Origin of the sequence: Streptomyces sp. BK340 (assembly GCF_007827595.1) — a bacterium.
Classification (GTDB): Bacteria; Actinomycetota; Actinomycetes; order Streptomycetales; family Streptomycetaceae; genus Streptomyces.
The window spans coordinates 1-24,986 of record NZ_VISR01000044.1 but is presented as its reverse complement, the minus strand read 5'-3'; the positions used below and the strand labels follow the sequence as shown (position 1 = coordinate 24,986).

At 69.3% G+C, this 24,986-nt stretch carries 25 protein-coding genes and 2 pseudogenes; 18 read left to right on the top strand and 9 right to left on the bottom strand.

All coding sequences use genetic code 11. The features are described 5' to 3' along the window. Positions 1 to 33: 33 nt before the first annotated feature. The 3 genes from FB157_RS44345 to FB157_RS49155 form a co-directional block, all read right to left on the bottom strand. Entirely contained in the window at positions 34 to 1,302 is a 1,269-nt protein-coding gene (locus FB157_RS44345) for a sensor histidine kinase KdpD (RefSeq protein ID WP_145887115.1), read from the bottom strand. Further along, positions 1,293 to 1,946 (bottom strand): response regulator transcription factor, encoded by a 654-nt coding sequence (locus FB157_RS44340; RefSeq protein ID WP_145887113.1) that lies wholly within the window; start codon positions 1,944 to 1,946, stop codon positions 1,293 to 1,295. The genes FB157_RS44345 and FB157_RS44340 overlap by 10 nt, the downstream gene beginning before the upstream one ends. A gap of 221 nt (positions 1,947 to 2,167) precedes the next feature. Further along, a complete protein-coding gene (locus tag FB157_RS49155) occupies positions 2,168 to 2,719 on the bottom strand; it encodes a hypothetical protein (protein ID WP_385174153.1) in 552 nt (183 codons plus the stop codon). Here FB157_RS49155 and FB157_RS49150 point away from each other — a divergent pair. The 4 genes from FB157_RS49150 (at position 2,654) to FB157_RS44320 (ending at position 6,170) form a co-directional block, all read left to right on the top strand. After that, the gene (locus FB157_RS49150; protein WP_315903900.1) at positions 2,654 to 3,586 is read left to right on the top strand and encodes a tyrosine-type recombinase/integrase; all 933 of its coding nucleotides are present in this window, start codon (positions 2,654 to 2,656) and stop codon (positions 3,584 to 3,586) included. The two genes, FB157_RS49155 and FB157_RS49150, sit on opposite strands and share 66 nt — an antisense overlap. Positions 3,587 to 3,813: 227 nt before the next feature. Beyond that, positions 3,814 to 4,446 carry a BlaI/MecI/CopY family transcriptional regulator gene (locus FB157_RS44330; RefSeq protein ID WP_145887109.1) on the top strand — a complete coding sequence of 211 codons (633 nt, stop codon included), beginning with the start codon at positions 3,814 to 3,816 and terminating at the stop codon, positions 4,444 to 4,446. Positions 4,447 to 4,466: 20 nt separating this feature from the next. Further along, positions 4,467 to 5,210, top strand: coding sequence for an orotidine-5'-phosphate decarboxylase (gene pyrF / locus FB157_RS44325; RefSeq protein WP_261386966.1), 744 nt, complete (start codon positions 4,467 to 4,469; stop codon positions 5,208 to 5,210). 138 nt (positions 5,211 to 5,348) lie between these two features. Beyond that, entirely contained in the window at positions 5,349 to 6,170 is an 822-nt protein-coding gene (locus tag FB157_RS44320; RefSeq protein ID WP_145887107.1) for a thioesterase family protein, read from the top strand. A gap of 97 nt (positions 6,171 to 6,267) precedes the next feature. On the opposite strand, the pseudogene FB157_RS49145 reads toward FB157_RS44320, so the two are convergent. Continuing rightward, positions 6,268 to 6,629: pseudogene (locus FB157_RS49145) on the bottom strand (hypothetical protein); the annotation flags it as partial. A gap of 308 nt (positions 6,630 to 6,937) precedes the next feature. Here FB157_RS49145 and FB157_RS44310 point away from each other — a divergent pair. From FB157_RS44310 to FB157_RS44285, 5 genes are all read left to right on the top strand, one after another. Then, entirely contained in the window at positions 6,938 to 7,828 is an 891-nt protein-coding gene (locus FB157_RS44310; protein ID WP_145887105.1) for an alkaline phosphatase family protein, read from the top strand. 5 nt (positions 7,829 to 7,833) lie between these two features. Next, on the top strand, positions 7,834 to 9,108 hold the full coding sequence (locus FB157_RS44305; RefSeq protein WP_145887103.1) for an MFS transporter: 1,275 nt from the start codon (positions 7,834 to 7,836) through the stop codon (positions 9,106 to 9,108). Continuing rightward, the gene (locus tag FB157_RS44300) at positions 9,105 to 10,127 is read left to right on the top strand and encodes a TolB-like translocation protein (protein WP_145887101.1); all 1,023 of its coding nucleotides are present in this window, start codon (positions 9,105 to 9,107) and stop codon (positions 10,125 to 10,127) included. The genes FB157_RS44305 and FB157_RS44300 overlap by 4 nt, the downstream gene beginning before the upstream one ends. Before the next feature lie 124 nt (positions 10,128 to 10,251). Continuing rightward, a complete protein-coding gene (locus FB157_RS49555; protein WP_315903897.1) occupies positions 10,252 to 10,581 on the top strand; it encodes a class I SAM-dependent methyltransferase in 330 nt (109 codons plus the stop codon). 932 nt (positions 10,582 to 11,513) lie between these two features. Next, positions 11,514 to 12,626, top strand: a complete 1,113-nt coding sequence (locus FB157_RS44285) for a hypothetical protein (RefSeq protein ID WP_145887097.1) — start codon at positions 11,514 to 11,516, stop codon at positions 12,624 to 12,626. Positions 12,627 to 12,780: 154 nt separating this feature from the next. Here the strand turns inward: FB157_RS44285 and FB157_RS44280 are convergent, their stop codons facing one another. Then, the gene (locus FB157_RS44280; RefSeq protein WP_186581958.1) at positions 12,781 to 13,335 is read right to left on the bottom strand and encodes a hypothetical protein; all 555 of its coding nucleotides are present in this window, start codon (positions 13,333 to 13,335) and stop codon (positions 12,781 to 12,783) included. Here FB157_RS44280 and FB157_RS44275 point away from each other — a divergent pair. Next, positions 13,334 to 13,543: an Lrp/AsnC ligand binding domain-containing protein gene (locus FB157_RS44275; protein WP_222441032.1), complete on the top strand. Its 210-nt coding sequence runs from the start codon at positions 13,334 to 13,336 to the stop codon at positions 13,541 to 13,543. The genes FB157_RS44280 and FB157_RS44275 overlap by 2 nt on opposite strands. Positions 13,544 to 13,840: 297 nt before the next feature. Here the strand turns inward: FB157_RS44275 and FB157_RS44270 are convergent, their stop codons facing one another. Continuing rightward, on the bottom strand, positions 13,841 to 14,269 hold the full coding sequence (locus FB157_RS44270; RefSeq protein WP_145887091.1) for a hypothetical protein: 429 nt from the start codon (positions 14,267 to 14,269) through the stop codon (positions 13,841 to 13,843). A 195-nt stretch (positions 14,270 to 14,464) separates the two neighbouring features. On the opposite strand from FB157_RS44270, the pseudogene FB157_RS49550 reads away from it, so the two are divergent. Both FB157_RS49550 and FB157_RS44260 read left to right on the top strand, forming a co-directional pair. Further along, positions 14,465 to 14,612: pseudogene (locus FB157_RS49550) on the top strand (IS630 family transposase); the annotation flags it as partial. Positions 14,613 to 14,781: 169 nt separating this feature from the next. Further along, positions 14,782 to 15,354, top strand: coding sequence for a dihydrofolate reductase family protein (locus tag FB157_RS44260; RefSeq protein WP_145887089.1), 573 nt, complete (start codon positions 14,782 to 14,784; stop codon positions 15,352 to 15,354). 110 nt (positions 15,355 to 15,464) lie between these two features. Here the strand turns inward: FB157_RS44260 and FB157_RS44255 are convergent, their stop codons facing one another. Together FB157_RS44255 and FB157_RS44250 are read right to left on the bottom strand one after the other, a co-directional pair. Continuing rightward, positions 15,465 to 16,259: an SDR family NAD(P)-dependent oxidoreductase gene (locus FB157_RS44255; RefSeq protein ID WP_145887087.1), complete on the bottom strand. Its 795-nt coding sequence runs from the start codon at positions 16,257 to 16,259 to the stop codon at positions 15,465 to 15,467. A gap of 237 nt (positions 16,260 to 16,496) precedes the next feature. Beyond that, positions 16,497 to 17,009 carry a hypothetical protein gene (locus FB157_RS44250; protein ID WP_145887085.1) on the bottom strand — a complete coding sequence of 171 codons (513 nt, stop codon included), beginning with the start codon at positions 17,007 to 17,009 and terminating at the stop codon, positions 16,497 to 16,499. Between the two features lie 659 nt (positions 17,010 to 17,668). Here FB157_RS44250 and FB157_RS44245 point away from each other — a divergent pair. Together FB157_RS44245 and FB157_RS44240 are read left to right on the top strand one after the other, a co-directional pair. After that, the gene (locus tag FB157_RS44245; protein WP_145887082.1) at positions 17,669 to 18,895 is read left to right on the top strand and encodes an acyl-CoA dehydrogenase family protein; all 1,227 of its coding nucleotides are present in this window, start codon (positions 17,669 to 17,671) and stop codon (positions 18,893 to 18,895) included. A 5-nt stretch (positions 18,896 to 18,900) separates the two neighbouring features. Then, complete coding sequence (locus FB157_RS44240) at positions 18,901 to 20,145, top strand: CaiB/BaiF CoA-transferase family protein (RefSeq protein WP_145887081.1); 1,245 nt, start codon at positions 18,901 to 18,903, stop codon at positions 20,143 to 20,145. Between the two features lie 50 nt (positions 20,146 to 20,195). On the opposite strand, the gene FB157_RS44235 is transcribed toward FB157_RS44240, so the two are convergent. Then, positions 20,196 to 20,834, bottom strand: coding sequence for a TetR/AcrR family transcriptional regulator (locus tag FB157_RS44235; protein ID WP_145887079.1), 639 nt, complete (start codon positions 20,832 to 20,834; stop codon positions 20,196 to 20,198). 68 nt (positions 20,835 to 20,902) lie between these two features. Here FB157_RS44235 and FB157_RS44230 point away from each other — a divergent pair, with 68 nt between their 5' ends. The 4 genes from FB157_RS44230 (at position 20,903) to FB157_RS49795 (ending at position 24,926) form a co-directional block, all read left to right on the top strand. Next, on the top strand, positions 20,903 to 22,507 hold the full coding sequence (locus tag FB157_RS44230; RefSeq protein WP_145887077.1) for an FAD-binding oxidoreductase: 1,605 nt from the start codon (positions 20,903 to 20,905) through the stop codon (positions 22,505 to 22,507). 228 nt (positions 22,508 to 22,735) lie between these two features. After that, entirely contained in the window at positions 22,736 to 23,113 is a 378-nt protein-coding gene (locus FB157_RS44225; protein ID WP_145887074.1) for a nuclear transport factor 2 family protein, read from the top strand. 267 nt (positions 23,114 to 23,380) lie between these two features. Further along, positions 23,381 to 24,457 (top strand): hypothetical protein, encoded by a 1,077-nt coding sequence (locus FB157_RS44220; protein WP_145887072.1) that lies wholly within the window; start codon positions 23,381 to 23,383, stop codon positions 24,455 to 24,457. Positions 24,458 to 24,629: 172 nt separating this feature from the next. Then, complete coding sequence (locus tag FB157_RS49795; protein ID WP_222441031.1) at positions 24,630 to 24,926, top strand: hypothetical protein; 297 nt, start codon at positions 24,630 to 24,632, stop codon at positions 24,924 to 24,926. Positions 24,927 to 24,986: the final 60 nt, after the last annotated feature.

Sequence of the window (24,986 nt, the reverse complement as noted above, 5' to 3'; positions counted from 1 at the left end):
GAGGTTTACGCGGGGAAGCTGCACGTAACCTGACTACGTGGTTGCACGGGCGGCCGGGAGTGTCACCTCGACGTGACCGCGGCCGTCCGCGATCGCGCGGACCTCCGCACCGGCCGAGGCGGCGATGCGCCGGACCACCGGCAGCCCCAGCCCGTACCCGTCGCCGCCGGTCACACCCGCTTCGAAGACCCGGTCCACGTCCGCGGGATCGAATCCGGGGCCGTCGTCCAGGACATCGACCACGATGGCCTCGCCCTGGTTGCGCGCGGTGATCCACACACGCGACCGCGCATGCCGCAGGCCGTTCTCCAGGAGGGGCGACAGCAGCGACACGGCGACGTCGGCCGCCACGGCGACCTCGACCTTCGGGGGAAAGGCGACCTCGACCGCGCGGCCGGCGATCGCCTGCCGCGCGGCGGAGCGCAGATCGCATCGGGTCCCCTTGTCCGTCCGTGCGCGCGCGGCGCGCAGGATCGTCGTGATCGCCGCATCGAGGCGGTCGACCTCGCTCAGCACCGCCTCCGGCGGCACTGGCTCGCCGGACAGCTGTGCCAGCTGCGCCTCGGCCCGCAGGACCGTGAGCGGTGTCCGCAGCTCGTGGGCGATCTCATCGGTGAGCCGGCGCTCGTCCGCCAGCGCGTTGTCGACGCGCTCCAGGAGATGGTCCAGGGTCAGCCCCAGTTCCCCGAACTCGTCGCGGGGGATCCCGAGGTTGAAGCGGCGCCCGGGTTCGTGATGGCCCCATTCGTCGGCGAGGGCGGCCATCTCGTGCACGACCCGCAGCGCGCGCCGCACCACGATGTGTGCGACACCGCCGGCGAGGAGGATCGTGAGGCCGCCCAGTATCAGGGTCAAGGTCAGGCTGCGCTGTTCGGATGTCTCGTAGGGCGTGAGGTCCACCCGGACGATCACCATGACGTGGTGGCCGTCGATCGGGACCTTCCGCGCATACAGGAGGTAATCGCCGACCGACGCGGTCTGCGATCGCCCCGCGTCCGCCAGCTCCTCGACGCGATCGACCAGGCTCGGCGGCACGTTCCCGTCGAGCAGGCGGCCGTCGGCATACACCCAGGCGACCTCGTCCAGCGCCTCGCTGCTGTTCTCCGTCAGTACGACACGGCCGCCTTTGGCGGTGACGTTCGCCGCGACCGCCTCGGCGCGAGTACGTGCCAGATCGTGCGCGTCGGCGTCCGTCACCCGGCTCAGCAGCACGTGCGAGACCACGACCAGGACCGCGACCACGGCGGTGGCGATCAGCACGGTGAGTGCGACGACCCGCTTACGGAATCCCGTCACTGCCATCGGTAGCCCACGCCGCGGACGGTCGCCAGACGCTCGGCCACACCCAGCGGGCCGAGCTTGGCCCGCAGCCGGCGCACATAGGAGTCGAGGGTGTTGTCGCTGACCTGCGCCCCGTGCGGCCAGCCGGCAGCGATGAGGGCATGGCGGCGTACCGCGTCGCCCTGCGAGGCGATCAGGCGGCCCAGCAGCCGGAACTCGGTCGGGGTCAGGCTCATGCTCACCGAATCGTAGGTCACCACGTGCTTCGCCGGATCGAGGAAGACCTCGCGCGGTGCGGGCGCCACGGTGGCCCGGCGCAGCAGCGCCCGGACGCGGACCAGCAGTTCCGGAATGTCGAAGGGTTTGGTCATGTAGTCGTCGGCGCCGGCCTCGAAGCCGCCCACCTTGTGATGCAGGCCGTCCAAGGCGGTGAGCATCAACACCGGCGCGTCGACGCCGCGAGCCCGCAGGGCCAGGCAGACGTCGCGGCCGTCGGCGTCCGGGAGTCCGAGATCCAGGACGACCAGGTGGGGCGCCGGTGCGAGCTGCCGCAGCAGGCTGTCGGCCGTGGCGGCGACGGAGACGGTGTGGCCGTCGTGCTCCAGGGCGCGCTTGAGCACGCCCCGGACCGCCGCGTCGTCTTCGCACACCATGATGAAAGCCACGAGCTGACCCTAGATACTCCCGTCCCAGTTCTCCATCTTCCCTGGTCAGCCGCCTGATGGTCGGGAGCAGGCCGCTGTTGACTGCCTCACGTGCGGGCCAGCCCGCGTCGAACCATACGGTCGCAGCCATCGATGCCTGTCGCATCCTTTGAACAGGCTGCGACAGCTTGCGCGCACCGGTGTCCTGCGGTTCCCGGCGTCGGGCCGGGGACCGCGATGTTCTAGGCAATAGAACGCAACACCGTAGAAGGCCCGACCCGTACGACTCGGTTGGCGGCTGTCTTCTGGAGCAGGCCGTAGGCGAGCACCGGGAGCAGTAGGTGTGGTTTGTCCGGGAGCACGGCGGTGATCAGTACGGCGCCGGCGCCGCTGTTGTTCATGCCGCAGGCGAGGGTGAGCGAGCAAGCGGCGGGCGGGTCCAGCCGCAGCAGCCGCGCCGCGCAGCGGCCGAGCACGAACGACAGCAGGCATACCAGTGCCGCCACGACCAGCGCGGCGCCCAGCAGCAGTGGGCGTGGCCGAGCGACGAAGGAGCCGAGGGCGCCGCTGGCGTTGACGTACGTCAGGACCAGCGAGCCGGCCAGGGCCGCAGGCACGACTGCGCCCAGCGCCCGGCCGCGCAACGACGCGGGCAGGGCGAGCCGGACCAGGATGCCCGCCGCGCAGGGCAGCACCACACCGACGAAGGTGAAGCCACCGCCCGCAGTGTGGACACTCGCGGCGAGCGAGCCGGCGTAGCCGCCACTGAGCAGCGGAGACAGCAGCTCGATCACCAGCGGTGTGGTGACCTGGATGCTGGTCTCATCACCGTCGCCAAGCAACTCGTCGTGGACGGCTGGGAGGTGTACGAGGACGACCCCAAGTCCGACGCCGGCGCACGCACCATCGCGCTCGACTCCGACACGGTCCAGGCCCTCAAGCGGTACCGCGCCCAACAGGACAAGGACCGCGAGGAGAGGGGCAGCGCTGGGGTGGAGACCGGCCGCGTCTTCACCAAGGAGAACGGCGAGATGCTCCACCCCGCCAACGTCACCCGGAGGTTCGTCGAGCTGTACGAGGAGATCGGCCTCCCGCCGGTCCGGCTCCACGACCTCCGCCACGGCGCCGCGGCTCTCGCCCACGCGGCCGGGGCCGACCTGAAGGACATCCAGGAGATGCTCGGCCACTCCTCGATCACCATCACGGCCGACACGTACATGAGCCTGCTTCCCGAGGCGGATCTGGCCGACAACCCTCCAGAACTCCGATGGAAAGTGCCGAGGCAGCGATCAGCACGAACACGACCGAGTTCCACGCACCGCTGTGCTCCCGTTCCCACACACGGAAGGCGACCAGTAGGACAACTAGGCCGAACAGGGGAAGCTGGACACGCGGGATCACGCCGGCTCGTCGAGCAAGGCGTCCCTCCCTGTGCCCATCTCCACGCACCGGGCCCCTCCCTCTTCACTGGGCTGCTGTCCCGGTGTTCCGGCGGACACGGCGGCAACACCAACTGTCGCCCATTCAACCGGAACGGGAGCCGGGGAGGCTCCCCAACCCGGCAAACCATCCAGGTCAAAGCGCTGGCAACTCGTGTACTTCCGCGGGAAGGAACAGTGCCAGACGCGGCTCGCGCACGCTCACCGTCGCTCAGCACCTGAGTGCCGTCTGTGGTGCGCATCCACGAATGACCATGCGTTGGAGCCACTCCCGCCGCAGATCCCACACCAGAACCCCGACTCCGGAAGGCGTCGCTCGGACAGCAGAAACAGGGCTTCCGGCCCGTATCATCGCTGCACCATGCGCGCTGCGGCCCGGAAGGTCTTCTCTGACCCGCCGCAACGACCTGTGAGGGGCTTCGGCCCGGCCACGAACCGAGGAGAGAAAGATGTCCGAAGGCACGGCTACCGCGACAGAGTTGACTTCGCAGTACATGAGCCAAGTTGCCGGCGACCTCGAACACAACATCAAGGAGCAGGAACGGATTTCGGCACAGCTCACCGAGCTGCAGGGGCAGTTGGCAACACTTCAGCACGACCACGCAGTGCTGGTCAGCATCCAACAGGCCCTCGGTGTGCAGGCAGCAGTCCCTGAGCCCGCCGGCGCCGACAGCGCCTCCGTGCCTTCCCCCAGGAAGAAGAGCACGCCCGCGCCTGGCACTCGTCGGCCGGCAAAGGCGGCCCCCACGCAAGAACCCAGGGCCAAGAAGCAGCCCGGCACCAAGACCGCGACCAAGAAGGCGGCAGCGAAGAGCGCGCGGCCCACCCTGGTCAACCTCATCCACCGCCACCTCACCGAGCAGAGCGAACCGCGCTCCGCGGCTGAGGTCGCCGAGGCACTCGACCACGCGCACCCCGACCGCACCATCGCGACCAATGTCGTGCGCACCACTCTCGAGAACCTCGTGGCCAAGAGCCTGGTCCAGCGGACCAAGCAGGGCAGCTCTGTCTTCTACACCGCTGTTGGCGCGCCGGAACCGGCGACACCCACCGGCGAGGCCCAGCCCGAAACCGCCGGATAGACCCTGGGCACAGATGGTTCATGTGGGGAAATCACAATGGCGGCATGGAACCAACCAGTCAGATCATCGTCGCCTTGGACTACGACAATCGCGCGGCCGCTCAGGACATCGTCGACGAGCTGGGCGACAGGTGCCACTTCTACAAGGTCGGACTGGAGCTCCTGACAGCAGCTGGGCCTGAGTTCATCAAGCACCTCGTCGCCCGGGGTAAAGAAGTGTTCCTGGACCTCAAGCTCTTCGAGATCCCGAACTCCGTTGCCGGTGCCGTGCGTGCGGCAGGAGCCCTCGGCGTCTCCATGGTGACCGTGCACAGCATGGGAGGCACGGGCATCATGGCTGCCGCTGTCGATGCGGCCCGCGACTTCCCGGCGCTGCGCGTCCTCGCACTGACCGTCGTCACCAGCATGACCGACTCCGATCTCGTCGACATCGGTATCGGTGACGGTGACGGTGAAGGTGACGGTGTCTCCACTGAGAGCCAGGTACTCCGGTTGGCCCGCCTGGCGGAGCAGGCCGGCTGCCACGGCGTGATCGCGTCGCCGCAGGAGGTCCAGGCCCTGCGGGGACGACTGGGTGGCGATGCCTTGGTCGTCACCCCTGGGGTTGCCTTGCCCGGTGACTCTCCCGGTGAGCACGCCCGCCCCGGCACGCCACGGGCTGCCATCGCTGCGGGAGCCTCACATGTCGTCATAGGACGGGCAGTCACACGCGCCATGGACCCGGTATCCGCATTCCTCCGTGTCTACGGCGACCTCCAGCTGTAGCGGAGCCGCTCCTTCTCGGCCCTCCACATTGCATGTAGTGTGCACTTTCTCACGTGGCGAGACGACCAGATGTACGTAGCGTCCTGGACGGCTGACGTGACGACAGCTCCGGCTGCCCACTCGCATCCCGCTACCCGAATGGAGAAGCGACCCTTGCCCAGCTCCACCGCACCCCGGGGCAGCTACTTCGAACCCGTCGACGACCGCCGCTACAAGCCGACGACGCACGCGAGTGGGGCCTGGGACCCGGACGAGCAGCACTTCAGCCCGCTGGGCGGGCTCGTCGTCCACGCCATCGAGCGGCAGCGGGCCACCGGTCCGGACAACGGCCTGACCCTTTCCCGGATCAGCTACGACATCCTCGGCCGCCTCTCCCTCGACGAGTGCGAGATCGAGGTGGAGACCCTCCGCCCGGGCCGGACCATCGAACTACTCGAGGCAGTCGTCCGGATCGCCGGCCGCCCGGTCGTCCGGGCGCGCGCCTGGTTCCTGGCCGACGTCGACACCACCGCGGTCGCCGGCGGCCCCGACGACCGCCTCACACCACCGGAGTCACTCGCCCCGTGGCCGATGTCCGACGCCTGGCCCGGCGGCTACATCGCCTCCCTGGACGTCCGCCCGGCCAGCCCGCCCCTGCCGGGCCGTACGACCGCATGGGTCTCCACGCCCCTCGATCTGGTCGCCGGCGTTCAGGTCAGCACGCTCGCGTCATATCTCGCCCTGGTCGACACCGCCAACGGCATCGCCGTCCGGCAGCCTCCCACGGAATGGATGTTCCCCAACGTCGACCTGACCGTCCACCTGCACCGCCAACCACGTGGAACGTGGACCGGGCTGGACACCACCGTCGCCTTCGGCCCCACCGGTCAGGGCCTCACCAGCACGGTCCTGCACGACACGGACGGCCCGGTCGGCCACGCCCAGCAGATCCTCACCGTCCGCCCCCTGCCGAAAGCGTGACGAGCCCCGGCATCGGGGCGTGGTGGACGACCGACAAGGCCGGTTGGAACGGAGGTCCAGTCCGAGGACCCGGCTTGCGGGCAGGTCGAAATGGTTGCCGCTCGCGAGCGGTGGCGTCGGAGGCGGTGAGCAGGACTCGTGTGATCCCCACCCCGGCTCCCATGGCACGCTCGAACATGCCCGTCGCCTCAGACAGCACGCTCACGGTGTTCGTACAGATCAGGCGCCGGCAGCCGCGCCGGGCGAAGTTCGCCCACACGGCAGTCAGATTGCACTCGGTGATCTCCTCGCGGTGAGGATCTCCCTCTGGTGCCGGATGCACCTGCCCCATGAAGTCGCCCTCGACAATCGCGTGACGGACCGCCGCGGCTCGCAGCAGCGCCGAAACCTCCCACCACCCACCGTCGTCTTGCCAACACCGGCTCGTCCTCCGATGAGCAGCACCTCCGCGTGATTCATGGAAGGCAGCGTGCCAGCGGGTGACTGCCTCACGCGATCGGTATCGATCCGTTCGCATGATGGAGACCCAGGGCGTTCCGGGGCGCGTGGGGACGGGGACGCAACAAGGTGCGGGTGGGCCGACCGTCTCCATCGGGGACCGTCGATCCCGTGACCGGCGGCTTTTTCTGGGCGTGACCTGTGCGTTGCGTGACCTTTGCCCCGCGGGGCCTACCGTTCGTCTGCCCTTCACCCGGTTCCAGCCCGGTGCTTCTAGGGTTACGGCGCCGCTCCCCCTAACGTCCGTCACTTCTGTCCGGAGGACAGTCATGACCGTCGTCAAGGCTCCCCAGCACGGCCGACGCCCCCTTGCCGCACTCGCCGGGGCTTTCGCTCTGACCGCCACGTCGATCGGCCTGTGGGCCGCCACGGCCTCCACCGCTCAGGCCGCAGCTCTCCCGACCCCCGACCACGTGGTGGTCGTGGTGATGGAGAACCACGCCTACTCGCAGGTGATCGGCAGTTCCAGCGCCCCGTACATCAACAACACCCTCAAGGCGGGTGGCGCCAACCTCACACAGTCCTACGGCCTCACCCACCCCAGTGAGCCGAACTACTACATGCTCTTCTCGGGCTCCGACCAGGGCCGCACCGACGACAGCTGCGTCACCGTCGGCTCCATCTCCGCACCCAACCTCGCCTCCGAGCTGATCGCCGCGGGTCAGACCTGGAAGAGCTACAACGAGTCGCTGCCCAGTCAGGGTTCGACGGTCTGCAGCAGCGGCAACTACGCGCAGAAGCACAACCCGTGGTTCGGCTTCTCCAACGTGCCGACGAACACCGCGATGACCATGGCGCAGTTCCCGACCGACTACACGACCCTGCCCAAGGTCTCCTTCGTCGTCCCGAACCTGTGCAGTGACATGCACGACTGCTCGGTCTCCACCGGCGACACCTGGATCCAGAACAACCTGGGCGCCTACGCCACCTGGGCCCAGACCCACAACAGCATCCTCGCCGTCACCTTCGACGAGGACAACAAGCTGTCCGGCAACCGCATCCCCACGGTCCTGTACGGGCAGCACGTCGCCCCCGGCAGCTCCAGCGCCACCACCTACAACCACTACAACGTACTGCGCACCGTGGAGGACCTGGCCGGTCTGACCACGCACGCGGGCAACGCCGCCTCGGCTGCCGACATCACCGGCATCTGGAACTGACGCCGGTGTATCTCGCGGACTCCCGCAGCACCAAGCCCGCCGTCGCCTCGGACACCCGTCCGGGGCGGCGGCCGGCCGCCGTGCCCGGCACCGTGCTGGCCCTGGGTGCGGTCAGCCTGATCACGGACATCTCGTCGGAGATGGTCACCGCAGTCCTGCCGCTCTACGTGGTCGTGGGCCTCGGCCTGTCGCCACTCGGGTTCGGGCTGCTCGACGGCATCAACAACGGCGTCGGGGCCCTGGTCCGGCTGGCCGGCGGCCACCTCGCCGACCGGGGAGGCCGTCGGCACAAGGTTGTGGCGGGCCTCGGCTACGGCCTGTCCGCGGTGTGCAAGCCGCTGCTGCTGATAACGCACACGCTCCCCGTGATCAGTGCCGTGCTCGCGGTCGACCGCACCGGCAAAGGGCTGCGCACCGCCCCTCGGGACGCGATGATCTCGCTGGCCACCGAACCCGGGCACCGGGGACGGGCGTTCGGGATACACCGCGCCATGGACACCACCGGTGCGCTGCTCGGCCCGCTCGTCGCCTTCGCCGTGCTGCGGGCCACCGTCGACGGCTACGACGCGGTCTTCGCGGTCAGCGGCTGCGTCGCCGCACTGGGAGTCCTGGTGCTGGTGCTCTTCGTGCCCCGCCGCATCCGTCCCACCGGTGCCGGTGCCGTACAGCTGCCCGAATCGGCCCGGCCGGTGCTACGCGACGCACTCGGGCTGCTGCGCCGCCCCGAGCTGCGCCGGCTCACCGTGTGCGCGACCCTGCTCGGCCTGACCACCGTCAGCGACTCCTTCCTCTATCTACTGCTCCAGCGCGAAGGGGACCTGCCCGCCCATCTGTTCCCACTGCTGCCGCTGGGCACCGCCGCCGTCTTCCTGCTGCTCGCCGTCCCGCTCGGCGCACTCGCCGACCGCATCAGCCGCCGTCGGCTCTTCCTGGGCGGCCACGGCGTCCTGCTGCTCGGCTACGGCTTGGTGCTCTGCCCCTGGCACGGAATACCGGCCGTGGTCGCCGTCCTCGTGCTCCACGGCACCTTCTACGCCGCCACCGACGGAGTCCTCGCGGCCGCCACCGCCGACGTCGTGCCGGTACAGCACCAAGGTGCCGGGCAGGCACTGGTGGGCTCCGGCCAGGCGCTGGCCCGGTTCACCTGCTCGCTCGTCTTCGGCGCGGTCTGGAGCCTGTGGGGCGGGCGCACCGCACTCGCCGTCACGGCCGCCGCACTGGCGATCAGCGCCCTCACAGCCTCGTTCGTCCTTCGTCCCGCCGATGAGGTGTCGACATGACCCGAACCGCCCGTCTGGTGATCCTGCTGGTGGCCGTCCTGCTGCTCGGCAGCGTCGGCACGGCGGCGGTGCTCTACGCCGCCCACCGGTCGGGCATGCGTGACCAGCAGCAGGCGAACGGTCCGACCGTGCGGCCCGGACCCGTCTCGCTCCGGCCGACGGCCGATCGTCGGCTGCTGGTGCGCAACCTGGCCTGGGGCCCGCACCGCGACGAGATCTCCACCGTGCCCGTCGACGATCCGCAGGGCCCGCGCACCGCATCGGGCGTCAAGTGTCTGCGTTTCCACGCGGCGGCCGGTACCGGCATCTGCCTGCAGGCTGTGCACGGCACGCTCCAGGACGCCTACCGGGCGGTGGTACTCGACTCGCACCTGCACGAGCTGCACCACTTCCCGGCAGCAGGCATCCCCACCCGGGCCCGGGTCTCACCCTCCGGTCACCTGGTGGCCTGGACGGTCTTCGTCAGCGGCGACTCCTACGCCGGCACCGACTTCTCCACCCGCACTGCCATCGTCGACACCCGAACCTGGGCGATCGACGACAACCTGGAATCCTTCCGCATCACCAAGGACGGCCGTCCCTACCGCTCCGCTGACATCAACATCTGGGGTGTCACCTTCGCCGACGACACCCGTTTCTACGCCACCCTGGCGACCGGCGGCCGGACCTATCTGGTCCGCGGCGATGTCGCCGCACGCACCCTCACCACCCTGCACCGCAACGTTGAATGCCCTTCGCTCTCCCCCGACGCCAGCCGGATCGCCTACAAGAAGCGCGTCAAGGGAGCCTCGCCCGACGCGCCTTGGCGGCTGTACGTCCTCGACCTGCGGACGATGAAGGAGACCCCGACCGCCGAACAGCGCAACATCGACGACCAGGCTCTGTGGGCCGACGGCTCCACCCTCGTCTACGCCCTTCCCGGCGACTACGGTTCAGACCTGTGGACCGTCCCCGCCGACGGCACCGGTACGGCCCGTCGGCTGATGACTTCCGCTGTCGCTCCCTCCTATCTGGGATGACGGGCCGGCAGCCCCTTGAGCAGGCCGTCCTCCCGCGAAGGAGGTCCGCTGTCGAAATCCCTCTCCGTCAGCTCGCGCACCCGCCGCAATGCCCTCTGGGCCACGACCCGGGAAGATGGACGGCGTGGGCGAGGAGCACTTCGCTGTGTGGGCGTCCGGGACCGCCTGTGAGCGGTACATGGGGCGCTTGAGCCGTGTCGTCGCGAAGGAGTTCGTCGCGTGGCCCGACTGCCCGGCCGGTCTGCGCCGGCTCGACGTGGGATGCGGCACCGGTGTGCTGTCGGCAGTGGCGAGCGCCCTGTGCCGGCCCCGCACGGTGCTGGGACTCGACCGGTCGGAGGCTTTCGTGAGCACGACCAGGGCCATCCCTTCCGCTCCGGCGAGCTTTCTGGTGGGCGACGCGATGGCCGTGCCCGTGCGCGATGCGACGTGGCGGTCAGCGGTCCGACCCTGAACTTCCTGCCCGACCAGGCCAGGGCAGTGGCCGAGATGGCCAGGGCCGTCCGATCGGACGGCCTGGTCGCAGCCTACGTGTGGGATTACGCCGGGGAGATGGGCTTTCTGCGCCGGTTCTGGGACGCGGCCACCGAGGTGGATCCCTCCGCTGCCGCGCTGGACGAGGGCCGTCGGTTCTCCTTCTGCCGACCGGAGCCGCTGTGTGCGGGGTGGGGGGGACGCGGGCCTCGTCGACTTGGCCGTCACCTCGATCGAGGTGCCTACCGTCTTCACCGGATTCGCCGATCTCTGGGAGCCGTTCCTGGCAGGACAAGGCCCCGCCCCGGGTCACGTGGCAGCTCTTTCGCCGGGCTGCCGTGACAGGCTGCGGGACGCACTCGACGCGGCTGTGCCCAGAAGAGGGGACGGATCCATCGCGCTCACCGCCCGGGCCTGGGCGGTACGTGGGCGCACACCCGGAGTGCCGCCTCGCACAGCGGCTGGGGTGGGATGGTGACCGGTGCACGATGGGCTGGTACGGCCTGCTCAGCCCGGGCTCGATGACCGCGGGCGGCGACGACGCTCCAGGTCCCCTGTGCAACGTACTGGGCATCGAAGTACCCGTCATCGGCGCCCTGTACAGCCCTTACGAGCACATCGGTCTCGCTGCCGCGGTCTGCGGTGCCGGCACCCTCGGTAACCTGGGTACGACAGTGCGCCCGGTCACCGGCCCGCGGTCCAGGCGTGGCCCTTATGCGGGAGCTCACCGACCGCCAGCGGTCAGCCACACGCTCCGCCCGCCCGCACCCGCACCCGCACCCGCACCCGCACCCGCACCCGGTCGAGCGTCTCCCCCGGCGAGGGTGCAGTGCGTGCGCGCGTCGATAGGCTCCGCACGGGAGTTGGATTCGTGATTGCCGTCCGCCGATCAAGCCGCGATGATCTTCACTCGTGACACACATCCTGGGCCCACTGCTCATCGTTCTGGTCATCGCCCTGATACGGGGTTCTCGCGGGAGAACCACCAGACCTTCCCCGGCCAAGGCCCCTCCCGTCCGACGGGCACCGGTATCGTTCGATGCCGCCGCGTACGGGCTCGCTCCCCTCGAAACGCTCGACCCGCGCCGTGCCGGCCCGCCGTCGCCCGTCCGCGTCCGCAAGGAGTCGCAGGCGCTGGCGGACGCCGCGTGGGGCGGCGACTGGCGGTCCGCTGCAGCCCACATCGAGGCGGCCGGAAACGACTGGGACGAGCACTGGTCGCGCTTCGAGCTGCTGCGGGCTGTCGCGCACGAGGACGACGCGTGGCTGACGGCCTGGCGCGAGGCCGACCCGGGCAACTGCGACGCGGCGGCCCTGGAGGCGGACATGCTGGTGCACCGCGCCTGGACGATCCGGGGCCGGGGGTACGCCGACGAAGTGCCGGCCGAGAACATGGCCAAGTTCCGCGCACTGCTGCCAGCGGCGATCGAGGCGGCACAGCGCGCCTCGCTCCTGGCCCCCCAGAACCCGGCACCGTGGGTGGTCATGGTGACGGCGGCGCGTGGTGCACGGTACAAGCCCGACCGCTTCCAACCCCTGTGGGACGGCCTCATGGCCAGCGCTCCGCACCACTACGAGGGCCACTGGCAGGGCATGCAGTACTGGTGCGCCAAGTGGTACGGCTCCAACAAGCAGATGATGGCGTTCGCCGAACGAGCCATGGACAACGCCCCGGCAGGCAGCCCACTCGCAGGCATCTACCTCCATGCGCTGAACGAGCTGGAGGAACGCCGCGCCGCGCTCCCGTCCGGTGCCGGAGCGAAGAAGCGACTCACGGCCGTCATCGACGCGTTGGCGACAGTCCCGGCGGACGACGACAGGCTCCCCGTACTCCGGCATCTGCTGGCCTACCACCTCGGCAAGGCCGGGATGTACGAGGCGGCGCTGGAACAGTTCCGGCTCATCGGCCCTTGGTGCGGCGCCCAGGTGTGGTCCAAGGACGGCGAACCGACCGAGGTGTTCCACGCAGCCCGCGCCACCGCAGTGGAGAAGTCGAAAGCCAAACCGCTCCCCCCGCACAAGTGACATCGGCGCCCACATCGCCGCCAGGAACGACGTCGCCCAGGAACGACGCGGCGGGCCCGGTCCGACCACAGCTACGGCACCGGACCGCGGAGAAGCCCGCGAGCAGTAACGGCAGCGGCCGTACGAAGGCGGTCTGCTGCCGACGGCCGGGGGCCTAATTCCCCCTCACGGAAGCGGCAAGGGCCGTATGGATCACCAGCAGGAAGGCAAGGGTGCCCGGTGCGGCGGTCAGTGCGGCGCGCATCATCGCGACGACGGACTCCGCGCCGGTCGAACTGGGGGTCGAGGGAGCGATCACGGCCAGCAGTACCGGTAGCGAGGCGAGGATGCCGCCCGTGAAGGAAGCGAGATCGTCAGCGGCGTTCACCGCGAGCAGGACCGTCGTGGCCGACACCGCCATCCTCACCGGGATCTCCCAGCCCCGGGCGCGGTCCGGCGGCCGGTCCGGGAACGCCGGCGCGGACCGGGTCCGCAGACCGGCGAGGGTCACGACCAGGGCCAGGGCCGCTGTGAGCCAGATGTTTACGCACACCGCCGCGACCAGACCGGCTCCGGCCGCACAGGCCAGAGCCACCGTCAGCGTGGGCGCCGGACGCAGGGCGGGCGCGAGTCGACCGTAGGTGAGGCAGAAGGTCACGACTACCAGTTGTGCCGCGATGTTGCCGCGCGCGGCGTGCGCGGCAACATCACTCCCGCCGTCCAGCCACATGAGCGCCAGAAACGGCCCCGACGTCGTCGGCGCGATGCGACTGACCGGGGACTACGACTACCAGGTGCGCATGGCCTGCACCCACGCCCGCGATTTCGAAACGGTCATCGACCGGCTCAAGTCCGATTTCGGGGTGAGGGAGTTGCGCAGCCGCCGACTTCTCCTGCACGAGGTGCCACTGGGGCCGGACCGCGTTCTCGAGCCCTGACGCCCGGCACGTCAGCTCTGCGGGATCAACGTGGGAGGACCCGGCATCGTGGTCGTGGCGGAGAACGCCTCGGGCCGGTGCAGGCTTGGATCACGCAGGTGGCGTAGTGGGTAGTGGGGGTACTTGGCGCGTCAGGCGGCATCCACCGCGCCGTTCGTTTCCTCGTCCGTGTGGGCGAGCCCCGCGTTCTTCGATACGCCGTCGGCCTCGGTACGGCTCAACCTGCTCGACCACGCCGCCCGCCTCCGCACCCCGTCCCGTGCCGACCGGCCCGCCGCGCGGCTGCTTTTCGGTACTTCAGGGGGTGATGCAGACAACGAAGGCATTGACGAACCGAGTCACACTGTCCGTGTTCTTCACGCCGATGACCCAGCCTCCACTGCCACCGTAGGAACCGGTGAAGAACGGGTCGCCACCGTTCTGGCTGGCGCCGCCGATGGCGCCCCCTCCGCCGGTGCTCACCATCCCTGCCGGACAGGACACACTGGCCGTTCTGTACTGGCCTGGCGGCACCTCCACGTCCGTGCCCCAGTAGCGTCCGACGGACGCACGCGCCGCACGGGCCGTCCCGTGCTTGCCGCCGTCGCCGTCCCGGGCGGCTGCGAGCGTGGCCCCGCTCGCGGCAAGGACGGCCGCGGTCACCAGGACAGAAATCGCCAAACGCTTCATGTCGACCTCGCGTGTTCCGTAAATGTCGTATCCGCCGTATTCCCTGACCGCCCGCAAGGTTTCGCGGCGTCACCGGGCCAGCCCAAGCAGAACCGATTCCCCGTCGAGCGGAAGAGTGATGCGTTCGGGGGCGGGCAGGAAAAACGTCCGTCTGACGCGCGCGCCGCGCGGGCCGGCATACCGGGACTCATGAGCGTGCCTGCGACGGCGGCAAACCCGGATGCCGACGAGGACACCCACCGTCCGGGACCCTTCCAGCGCACCAAATCCTGGAAGGAGCCCCTGGAATCCCGGGCGCGACGCGCGGCTCGACCGGATCGAGCATGTGCTGGAGCGCTTCCCCTACCGGGTGTTCGCGTTCGACGAGTTCGGGCCGCTCGGCATCCGGCCGGCCGCAGGGCGCTGTCCACGCTCTGTCCTCACATGTCGCCGACGGCGACCGACAACTTTGACTGCCTTGACAACTTTTCTTGTCGGTACGAGGCTATGACAGCACCTTCCACCACGAACTCGGTCGGAGCATGCCCCGAGCAGTCCGAGAACGCACACCAGACATCAAGGAATGACCGATGCGTACCCTGATCAGCACAGCCTTCATCTCGCTCGACGGCGTCGTGGAGGCCCCCGGCGGCGAGCCCGGCTACCGGAACTCCGGTTGGACCTTCAAGAACGTCGACTTCGTCCCCGAGGCATTCGAGATCAAGGGACGGGAGCAGCAGGAGGCCGCTGCTGTCCTGATGGGCCGGGTCAGCTACGAGGCATTTAGCCCGGTGTGGCCGGACATGAAGGAATTCGACCGCTACAAGACGATGCCGAAGTACGTCGTCTCCACCACACTGGCCCAGGACGACCTGGTCTCCAACTGGGGCGAGACCACCATCCTGCGCTCACTGGACCAGGTCGCCGCCCTGAAGGAGACCGAGGGTGGCCCGATCATCGTCCACGGCAGCGCCTCCCTGAACCGCAGCCTCTCGGACGCCGGCCTGATCGACCGCTACCACCTGCTCGTCTTCCCTCTGCTGCTCGGCGCCGGCAAGCGCCTGTTCAGCGCCACGGACAAGGACGCCCAGAAGCTGAAGCTGGTCGAGCACGACGTCTACGCCAACGGCCTTCAGAAGCAGGTCTTCGACGTCGTCCGCTGACCAGGCTCGATCGCGGGCAGGCTCAGACCGAGGGCATCGCGCCTCCCAGCCCGGGCGAGCCGGAGTAGGCGGACGATGGCTTCACCGGCAGCTACAAGCAACAAGAGAGATCACAGCGTCTTGACCTGGCCACCGTCGATGGTGAACTCGCCTCCGGTGATGTTGCCGGCGAGCGGCGAGGCGAGGAAGAGAGCCAGATCGGCGACTTCGTGAGCTTCGGTGACCCGTCCGGTGGAGATGCCCATGCTCTGGGGCACGACCAGATCGATGGCTTCCTGTGCGGTGGTGCCGGCCTGGGCCGCCGTCGCGTCGGCGAAGCCTCCCGGAGCGGTCCAGAAGGGCGTGCGGACCGGTCCTGGAGCGATCGCGTTGACCCGGATGCCCCGCGGCGCGAACTCCTCGGACAGTGACTTGGTCAGGCTGGTGAGTGCGGCCTTGGCCGCGGAGTAGTCCACGACCATGGGGAATGGCAGGCGCGCGTTGATGGAGCTGATGTTGATGATGGCCCCCTCGCCCGCGTCCAGCAGGTGAGGAAGCGCCGCGCGGCTGGCCCGGACCGCGCTGAACAGGGTCACGTTGAAGATCCGTTGCCACTCGGCGTCGTCGATGTCCAGGAAGCTCGGACGGGAAGTCGCGGTACCCAGATTGTTGACCAGGATGTCGACCCTGCCGTACTCGTCCGCCGCGAGCCTGACCAGCGTGTCCGGTCCGTCCGGGGTGGACAGGTCGACCCGGACTGCGGTGACACCGTGGTTCTCGTGGAGCTCTTCGAGCTCGGGGGTGACGCTCCGGCTTCCGGCGACGACATGCGCACCTTCACGGGCGAACGCATCGGCGATGGCGAGGCCGATGCCCTTGCTCGCCCCGGTGACGACAGCGACCTTGTTCTTGAGCTGGAGGTCCATGGGGATCCTTTTCTGTGTTGATCACCGCATATGTCGAGAGTACGTGGAACCGGCGCTGTCGGCTCAGGCGAGCGGCCTCCCTCGCTTGCGCGGGTTCCCGCACCCGCCAGCCGCACGGGTTGGCCCGCGGAACGGTACTCAACCGCACTCGGCCACTCGCCTCGCCCTGGACGCAGACGGGGCACAGCATCAGTCACGCCCCGGAGCCGGCTCCGGGGCGAGGTGAGGTGGCGGTGATCAACTATCGAGGAGGATGCCGAGCAGCACGATGACGGGAAGCCCGACGACCATCAGAATCACCGGGGCCCAGTGCCTCCACGTGAGCCCCTCCTCACGGCGAATCGACGTTGTCCGTGCTGGCGCGGTGATGAGGGCCCGGCGAACGCGCGGGACCTCGCCCCGTCGGGAAGGCTGGACCCGTTGGGGACGCCGGCCATGCTGCGCAGACTCGCGTCGGCGCCGCTGCTCGGCCTCGCTCTGGAGCCTCTCCGCGCGCTCCCGCACGGACTGCCCGGCTTGCGCGGCGGCGACGGCCCGCGCCCTCTCAGGCCAGTCGTCGTACGAGTCCTCGACGTCCTCACTCGGCTCGGTGAACTGGTCGTACATGGCATCGTTGCGGCGCCTCTGAAAATCCAGGTCCGCTTGGTAGGCGAGAGCCTCACCCAGCTCTTCCGGCCCCATGCCGTGGGCGAAGTCGTGCACGCCTCCCCAGCCGGGGTGACCTTCCGAGTACATGTCACGAGGGTCCATGGACCGTCCTTACATCCGCAGGGTCCCAGTTACTCGGACCCGCTGTCGCGCGGTCAAGCGGATGTTGGGTGAGTACGGTCAACGACGTACGGGGCGAGGGGCTCCTCTGCGTTGGCCGCTCACGCCGCCCGAGGAGGCGATGTCTCCGTACGACTCAGCGCACCCCGGTCAGGTCCCGCTTCGCCCAAGGGAGCATCCGGGTCCGGCTCACCTTGGGAGCGGGGGCCTTGGACAGCTCCCCGCTCGACCCGGGCGGCTTCCTGATACTCCCGCTCGGCGAAGGCCAACTGGACCTTCACCAGGCCCTGGACTGGTTTCCGCATCGCCGGGGACCGCAGAGGCCGCCGTTCACCACGGGGCCGCACGAGACCGTCCGGAAGTCCGCCAGGACCTCCGGGTCGAAGACGGCGAGACCCCTCCACGAGAGCACCTCCGGCAGGCACGGCTCGTAGCCGTTCGAGACGAGGCACAGGGAGGAGCCGGCGGCGACGAGCCACTCGGGTGGTCCGAGGCGACACAGCACCTCTTGCCGGTGCGGGTCCGGGGGGCGGCTCCTGTATCCGCGTTTAATCGCGCCCGGGAACCGAAACCGCGGGCGCCGGGAGCGCCGACGGGCGTGGATCTCCGGGACACGCCCACAGCGCTTGAGGGAGATCGCAATGAGCGATACGAGGGCCTTGCCGACACCGTCCGGTCCCTACCTGGACAAAGGGCTGATGCCCGCCGACTTCTACGCCTACGAGGAGCTGCTGTCGGACAGCGAGCGGGGGAAGATCGAGTCCGTCCGCGAGTTCCTCCGCACGCAGGTCGACCCGATCGTCGGCGACTACTGGGCCCAGGCCGAGTTCCCTTTCCATCTGGTCGAGGGCTTCGGAAGGCTCGGTCTCCTGAACTGGGCCGACCCGGACTCGCAGGAATCCAGGCCGAGCAACCTCTTCGCGGGTTTCATGGCGTTGGAGCTCGCACATGCCGACGCGTCGGTGGCGACGTTCTTCGGCGTGCACACGGGCCTGGCCATGGGCACCATCCTCACCTGCGGTTCCGAGGAGCAGAAGCGGCGTTGGCTGCCGGAGATGAGTCGCTTCGAGAAGATCGGCGCCTTCGGGTTGACCGAGCCGCACGGCGGCTCCGATGTGGCCGGCGGTCTGGAGACGACCGCGCGCCGCGACGGCGACGCATGGATCCTCGACGGCGCGAAGCGGTGGATCGGCAACGCGACGTTCGCCGACCTGGTCGTCATCTGGGCCCGCGACGCCGAGACCCGTCATGTGCTGGGCTTCGTCGTGGAGAAGGACACTCCCGGGTTCACCGCGACGAAGATCGAGAGGAAGATGGCGCTGCGGATCGTGCAGAACGCCGACATCGTGCTCGACGGCTGCCGTGTACCGGAAGCCAATCGGCTGCAGAACGCGAACTCGTTCAAGGACACCGCAAAGATCCTGCGCCAGACCCGCAGCGGTGTGGCGTGGCAGGCGGTGGGCGTGATGTTCGCCGCCTACGAGATCGCTCTGCGGTACGCGAAGGAGCGGGAACAGTTCGGGCGCGCGATCGGGAGCTTCCAGCTCGTGCAGGACCTGCTGGTGAGAATGCTCGGCAACGCCACGGCATCGTGCGGGATGATGACGCGTCTGGCCCAGTTGCAGGACGCCGGGGTGTACCGCGACGAGCAGTCCGCCCTGGCCAAGGCCCATTGCACAGCACGGATGCGCGAGACCGTGGGATGGGCGCGCGAACTGCTGGCAGGCAACGGCATCCTCCTTGACTACAACATCGGCCGCTTCGTCGCCGATGCCGAGGCCATCTACTCGTACGAGGGCACGCGGGAGATCCAGACGCTCATCGTCGGCCGCGCCGTCACCGACGGCCTGAGCGCGTTCGTGAGGTGACGGCGATGACCACCGAATCCGTCTTCACCGGCCTGAAGGTCCTCGACGTGTCGAGCTTCATCGCCGCACCGGCCGCGGCCACCGTGCTCTCCGACTTCGGAGCGGACGTCATCAAGATCGAGCCGCCGGGCGCTGGGGACCCCCAGCGGCGGTTGAGTTCCGTGCCGCCAAGTCCCCGTGCGCAGGCCAATTACAGCTGGCACCTTGCCAATCGCAACAAGCGCGGCATGGTGATCGACTTGAAGTCACCGGCGGCCACCGAAGTCCTCAAGCGCCTAGTCGAGTGGGCCGACGTGGTGATCACCAACTTCCCGCACGGCGCACGGGAAAGGCTGCACCTCGGCTACGACGAGGTGGCGGGCTGGAATCCAAGGGTCATCTACGCCGACATCACCGGCTTCGGGGACACCGGCCCCGACGCCGGGCAGCCCGGTTTCGACCTGACCGCCACCTGGTCGCGCAGCGGGCTGCTGGCCTCCACCCGGGACGCGGGAGCCCCGCCGACGGTGCCGGTCTGGGGCAGCGGCGACTACCTCTCGGCGATCGCCATCTACGCGGCGATCGTGACCGCCCTGTACCGCCGGGAACGGACGGGGCAAGGAGCCAGTGTCGGGACGTCGCTGCTCGCCATGGGCGTCTGGGCCACAGGAACACTCGTGGCCGGCGCGCTCGCCGACGGCACACCGTTCGAGCTGCATGACCGGAAAGCGCCGGCGAACCCGCTGATCAACCCCTACCGGACCGCGGACGACGAGTGGTTCATGCTGGTCGCCTCACGCTCGCACTGGCCGGGACTGACACGGGCCATCGGGCACCCCGAACTGCTCGAGGATCCCCGTTTCGCGGACGTCGAGGGCTTCGTCAAGAACTCCGCCGCGCTGAGCGATCTGCTCGACTCCGAGTTCCGCTCGCAGCCCTTCGCCCACTGGAAGGACGCCCTGGGCAGTGAACGCATCACCTACAGCCTCATTCAGACGCCGGAGGAGGCCGCGCGGGACCCGCAGCTGCGCGCGAACGACATCGTGGTGCCGCTGGAAGGGGTCAGCGGGTTGGCGGAAACCGTCAGCAGTCCGGTGAACCTACGAGGGGTGCCGAAGATGCCCGCGAAGCGAGCGCCCGATCTGGGCGAGCACAACGACGAGATCCTCGCCGAGCTGGGATTCGGCCCCACCGAGATCGCCGAGCTGCGCGCCGAGGGAGCGATCCCCGGCACGACGGAAGCGGAGACGCCGCGTGAGCACGGCGTCTGAAGTGTCCGACCTATGCCACCCATGGACAGGGGTCAGAGTGTCGCTCCGGCTCACGCGGTCTCATCGCCGGCGGCGAGGATCGTGCGGCCGGCCGCGAAGAGCCGTGCACAGCGTTGTGTCATGGCTTCCGGTGACTGGTCGGGGTGGTTGACCCACCAGCGGACCAGGGCGGTGCACAGGCCACGCCAGGCGTATTTGAGGGCGTCGGCGTCGAGCGGGTCGCTGGATCCGGCCGCTTGCAGGAGGTCGGCGGTGCCGGTCGCGGCGAGGTCGTCGATGGCGCTGCGGTAGTGCGCCGCGCGTCGGGCGGCGTCGCTTTCGGGCGGCAGTGTGGCGTCGTAGAGGACGAACCAAGCCTCGCGCTGTCCGTCCAGGGCCGTGAACAGGGCGCGCAGCACGCGCAGGGAGGTGGGCGGAGCGTCCGAGGCCTGCTCGGCCATGGCGGCGCGGATGGCGCCCAGGAGCCGGTCGCCCACCGGGTTCAGGCAGGCGAGGTAGAGGTCCTGCTTGCTGCCGAAGTAGTGGTGCAGCAGTGGCTTCGTGACGCCCACTCGGGCAGCGACGGCGGCAACGGTGGTGGCCTCGTAGCCGTGGCGGCCGAACTCATCGGTGGCCGCGGCCAGGACCTGTCGTTCGCGCGCGGCCCTGGGCACGCCCTTGGTGCCGGCTCTGGAGGGGAGCGTTGTCATGATCGCAATATTACCCTAGGGTAATTTTCCGTTGGGTAAATTATCTGGACCTCGCTGGGAGCACACGCATGCCCGCCACCCCGTCCCGCCCCGGCACCGCCCGCACTCGCTCCTGGTGGGGCTGGGGCCACGCCGACGCCCACCCCGACGACGCCGAATGCATTGCAATGGGCGCCCTGCTGCCGGGCACACTCGCCCGCCCGCTGCCGATACCCCAGGTCACCGACCTGCCCATCACCCGTCCCGCCGCCACACCTCCGCCCGCACTGGCGCACCTGGTCACCGACGATCCCGAGGTGCGCGCCGCCCACGCCATGGGCAAGGCCTACCGCGACGTCATCCGGGCCCTGCGCGGCCGGCCCGGCAGGATCCCCGACCTGGTCGCCCGACCGACCGCCGGCCAGGAGATCGCCGACCTGCTCGACTGGGCCGGCGAGCACGGCGTGGCCGTCATCCCCTTCGGCGGCGGCTCCTCGGTCGTCGGCGGCGTGGAGTACCGCGGCGACACCCACCGTGCCGTCCTCTCACTCGACCTCACCTCCATGGACCGGGTCCTGGAGATCGACGCCGCCAGCCGCTCAGCCCGCATCCAGGCCGGCGCGCTCGGCCCCGTACTGGAAGACCAGTTGCGGCCCCATGGCCTCACCCTGCGCCACTTCCCGCAGAGTTTCGAGTTCTCCACCCTCGGCGGCTGGCTGGCCACCCGCGCCGGTGGCCACTACGCCACCGGCCACACCCACATCGACGACTTCGTGCAGTCCCTGCACGTCGTCACACCCGCCGGCGCCGGAACGTCCTGGCGTCTGCCCGCATCCGGCGCAGGCCCCTCCCCCGACCGGCTGTTCCTCGGCTCCGAGGGCGCCCTCGGCGTCATCACCGAGGCCTGGATGCGCCTGCAGGAACGCCCACGGCACAAGGCCTCGACGTCCGTGACCTTCACCGACTTCCACCAGGCACTCGACGCGGTACGCGCCATCGCCCAGTCCGACCTCGCCCCGGCCAACTGCCGCCTCCTCGACCCCGGCGAGGCACTGCTCTCCGGCGCCTCCCACGACGGCTCCTCCGTCCTGATCCTCGGCTTCGAATCCGCCACCACCCGCGTCGACGGCCGTCTCACCGACGCCCTGGACCTGACCCGCGCCCACGGCGGCCACGCCGGGACACCGACCACGAACCGGGACGCCCCGGCCGACACGGCCGTGACCGCCTGGCGCTCCGCGTTCCTGCGCATGCCCTACCTACGCGACGGCCTGGCCCGCATGGGCGCCGTCATCGAGACCTTCGAAACCGCCGCCACCTGGGACAAGATCCCCGCCCTCATCGACGCCGTCCGCACCCAGGTCGGCGCCGCCGCCCTCAAAGCAACCGGACATCCAGCCACCGTCAACTGCCGCCTCACCCACGTCTACCCCGACGGCGCCGCCCCCTACTTCACCGTCGCCGTCGCCGGCCGACCCGGCGACGAACTCGAGATCTGGGACGACATCAAAGCCGCCGCGAACGACGTCCTCCACCGCCACCACGCAACCATCACCCACCACCACGCCACCGGCCGCGACCACCGTCCCGCCTACGACCGCCAACGCCCAGAACCCTTCGCTCTCGCGCTGCGCGCGACCAAGGACGCCCTGGACCCCCGTCGCATCCTCAACCCAGGCGTCCTCATCGACTGACAACACACCCACCCTCAGCGCCGCCCACGGCCCAGGCCCCAAAACCAAACGGCCCATCCGCAGGTGCGTGCGACACCAGGGCTGCATGCGGCCCTTCGTCAGCTTCCAGCCCGCCTGGCGAGCGTATGACGCCAGGGTCGAGTGACGCCGACCGCCGGGGAGCAAAGTGCGGATCCTGGCTCGACCCTTGGACGAACGCCTGTCAGTGGGGGCTGTCAGGATGCGGCCATGGATGCTTCGAAGGTCGTTCATGCACTGTGGGAGCGCATGCAGGCCCGGGACTGGGCCGGGTTGCGTGAGTTGCTGGCCGAGGACCTGGTGGTGGAGTGGCCGGTCAGCGGCGAACGGATCGAAGGGCCGGCCCACTACGTCCGTATCAACGCCGAGTATCCGGAGGGGTGGTCAATCCGGGTGCTGCGAGTCGTCGCCGAGGGCGACCAGGTGGTCTCCGAGGTGGAGGTTCCGCACGAAACGATGGGCGTGCATCGGGTGGCGTCCTTCTGGACGGTGCGGGACGGAAGGGTCATGGCCGGCCGGGAGTATTGGAGCGAGCTGGGCTCCGATCCGGCCCCGGAGTGGCGGGCCGGCCTGGTTCAGCCGTTGTGAGGGAGCTGGCCGACGCCCGGGCACGTGCGGTTGGCGCAGAAGTCGTCCTCGTCCTCGCGCCGACGGCCTGGGAACTGTCCGCGATGGACGAGAACAAAACTCCTTCAGCCGGACCACGGAAGCTGGTGGCCTCTTGCACGGCCCGAACCGTCGGTCCAACGCCCCTGGAGGTTGTCTCATGTGGTGTGCGTTGGACTTGACCGGCTGAGCACCGACGCCGGTTGAGGCGGCAGGGGACTGTCGGTGGCTGGTGGCAGGATCACCGGCATGATCTTCGTACGTACGACTCCGCCGCGGCCTGTGGATGTGACCGCGGTCTTTCCCGAGCTGGCGCCGTTGGCGCGGCCTGCGATTCGTCTGCACCCCCGCCCGGGGTCGCCTTCGGTCAGGGAGAGTTCGGTCGGGGGGCCGTTGCTGTGGCCGGCCGAGGAGCCGTGGCCGCACTGCGAAAGCTCGCACCTGCACGTGGACAGTGGGTTCCGCCAGTCACCGGCCGAAGTGCGGCTCATGAGGCGCATGCGGGTCCGGTGGCACGGTGATCACGGGGGTCCTGGGACAACACCCGAGGAGGAGGCGATCAAGGAGCGGAACGCCGCGATGCTCGCGGAGCGACTCGCCGCAGGCCCTCCGTGGCCCGCGGACTGCCCGGTCCCCATGTTGCCCGTGGCCCAGCTGTATCTGCGCGACATACCCCTGTTGCGGCCGCCCGGCCAGGCCGATCTGCTCCAGATCCTCTGGTGCCCCTACGACCACGATCCGGATTACAAGCCGTCGACCGCACTGTTCTGGCGGACCGCCGCCGCAGTCGTCGACATCCTCGCCACACCGCCCGAGCCGTACGAGGTGAACTACGAGGGCTATGTGCCCGAGCCGTGCGTGCTGGCACCGGAAGCGATCACCGAGTACCCCGACAGCCTCGATCTGAGCCCGCAGATGCGGCTGATGGTGGAGGACTGGAGCAGATGGCAGGCAGCCGGCGCCGACGTGGACAGCTCCTACGCGGACTGTCCGCGGGACTTCTATGACATCCATCTGGCGGACGCGCCCGGATGGAAGGTCGGCGGCTGGCCTCCATGGGGCCGGACCGACCCCAACCCCCGATACTGCACTGTCTGTGATGTGCAGATGGTCCCGCTGCTGACCATCGCCTCCGGCGAATGGGACGGCGGCGAGGGACACAGCTGGGCACCTCACGAAGACCAGGCCGCCGCCAACACCGTCGGTCATTGCTGTGGCCAGTGCCCCTCGCAGCCGACCAAGGTCGAAGTCGGCAGCACCGACAGCATGCAGATCTACGTCTGCCCGACCTCCCCCGAGCATCCGCACACCGATCTGATCCAGTGAGCCGTCGGGCCTGTCGCGCACCCTCCCGCAGCCGGTGACAGAAGTGCCGCCGAACCGGGGTGTGTGACAGGCCGCTTGCCTCACCGGTGCCGGCCCCGGGCTGCTTCGACCGATCCCACTCACCACGTCATCCGGCTGCGCCTGCGACTACTACGAGCCTCGGCACAGCGGCATGATGCTCGTCGTGGGTGCCGATCTGCCGAAGCGTCTGCTTCCTGATGCACTCTGGGAACTGGTCTGGTGGACCGCGCCGTGCGACGAACCGGCCGTGTCGGGCAGCAAGCTGCACATGTTGTCCGAATCCCAGGGCATCCCGCTTGCAGTCGCCGTGTCCGGCGCGAACCTGCATGACAGCCAGGTGTTCAAGCCGCTCATCCTGGCGATACCCGCCATCCGTTCGCGGCGCGGGCCACGCCGACGGCGACCGGTGCTATTACTGAGGTTGAACTCGGGTTGTCGTTGGTGCTGACAGAGCTTGATCCTCGCGGTACGCCGTTGTCATGAGGTACGCGCAGGGCGGAGGTCTGTC

Coding starts and splice junctions, on each gene's coding strand:
- FB157_RS44345 (WP_145887115.1), bottom strand. CDS start 1,302: ATGGCAGTGACGGGATTCCGTAAGCGGGTCGTCGCACTCACCGTGCTG.
- FB157_RS44330 (WP_145887109.1), top strand. CDS start 3,814: ATGTCCGAAGGCACGGCTACCGCGACAGAGTTGACTTCGCAGTACATG.
- pyrF (WP_261386966.1), top strand. CDS start 4,467: ATGTGGGGAAATCACAATGGCGGCATGGAACCAACCAGTCAGATCATC.
- FB157_RS44320 (WP_145887107.1), top strand. CDS start 5,349: ATGGAGAAGCGACCCTTGCCCAGCTCCACCGCACCCCGGGGCAGCTAC.
- FB157_RS44310 (WP_145887105.1), top strand. CDS start 6,938: ATGACCGTCGTCAAGGCTCCCCAGCACGGCCGACGCCCCCTTGCCGCA.
- FB157_RS44300 (WP_145887101.1), top strand. CDS start 9,105: ATGACCCGAACCGCCCGTCTGGTGATCCTGCTGGTGGCCGTCCTGCTG.
- FB157_RS44275 (WP_222441032.1), top strand. CDS start 13,334: ATGAGCGCCAGAAACGGCCCCGACGTCGTCGGCGCGATGCGACTGACC.
- FB157_RS44280 (WP_186581958.1), bottom strand. CDS start 13,335: ATGTGGCTGGACGGCGGGAGTGATGTTGCCGCGCACGCCGCGCGCGGC.
- FB157_RS44260 (WP_145887089.1), top strand. CDS start 14,782: ATGCGTACCCTGATCAGCACAGCCTTCATCTCGCTCGACGGCGTCGTG.
- FB157_RS44255 (WP_145887087.1), bottom strand. CDS start 16,259: ATGGACCTCCAGCTCAAGAACAAGGTCGCTGTCGTCACCGGGGCGAGC.
- FB157_RS44250 (WP_145887085.1), bottom strand. CDS start 17,009: ATGGACCCTCGTGACATGTACTCGGAAGGTCACCCCGGCTGGGGAGGC.
- FB157_RS44245 (WP_145887082.1), top strand. CDS start 17,669: ATGAGCGATACGAGGGCCTTGCCGACACCGTCCGGTCCCTACCTGGAC.
- FB157_RS44240 (WP_145887081.1), top strand. CDS start 18,901: ATGACCACCGAATCCGTCTTCACCGGCCTGAAGGTCCTCGACGTGTCG.
- FB157_RS44235 (WP_145887079.1), bottom strand. CDS start 20,834: ATGACAACGCTCCCCTCCAGAGCCGGCACCAAGGGCGTGCCCAGGGCC.
- FB157_RS44230 (WP_145887077.1), top strand. CDS start 20,903: ATGCCCGCCACCCCGTCCCGCCCCGGCACCGCCCGCACTCGCTCCTGG.
- FB157_RS44225 (WP_145887074.1), top strand. CDS start 22,736: ATGGATGCTTCGAAGGTCGTTCATGCACTGTGGGAGCGCATGCAGGCC.
- FB157_RS44220 (WP_145887072.1), top strand. CDS start 23,381: ATGATCTTCGTACGTACGACTCCGCCGCGGCCTGTGGATGTGACCGCG.
- FB157_RS49795 (WP_222441031.1), top strand. CDS start 24,630: ATGATGCTCGTCGTGGGTGCCGATCTGCCGAAGCGTCTGCTTCCTGAT.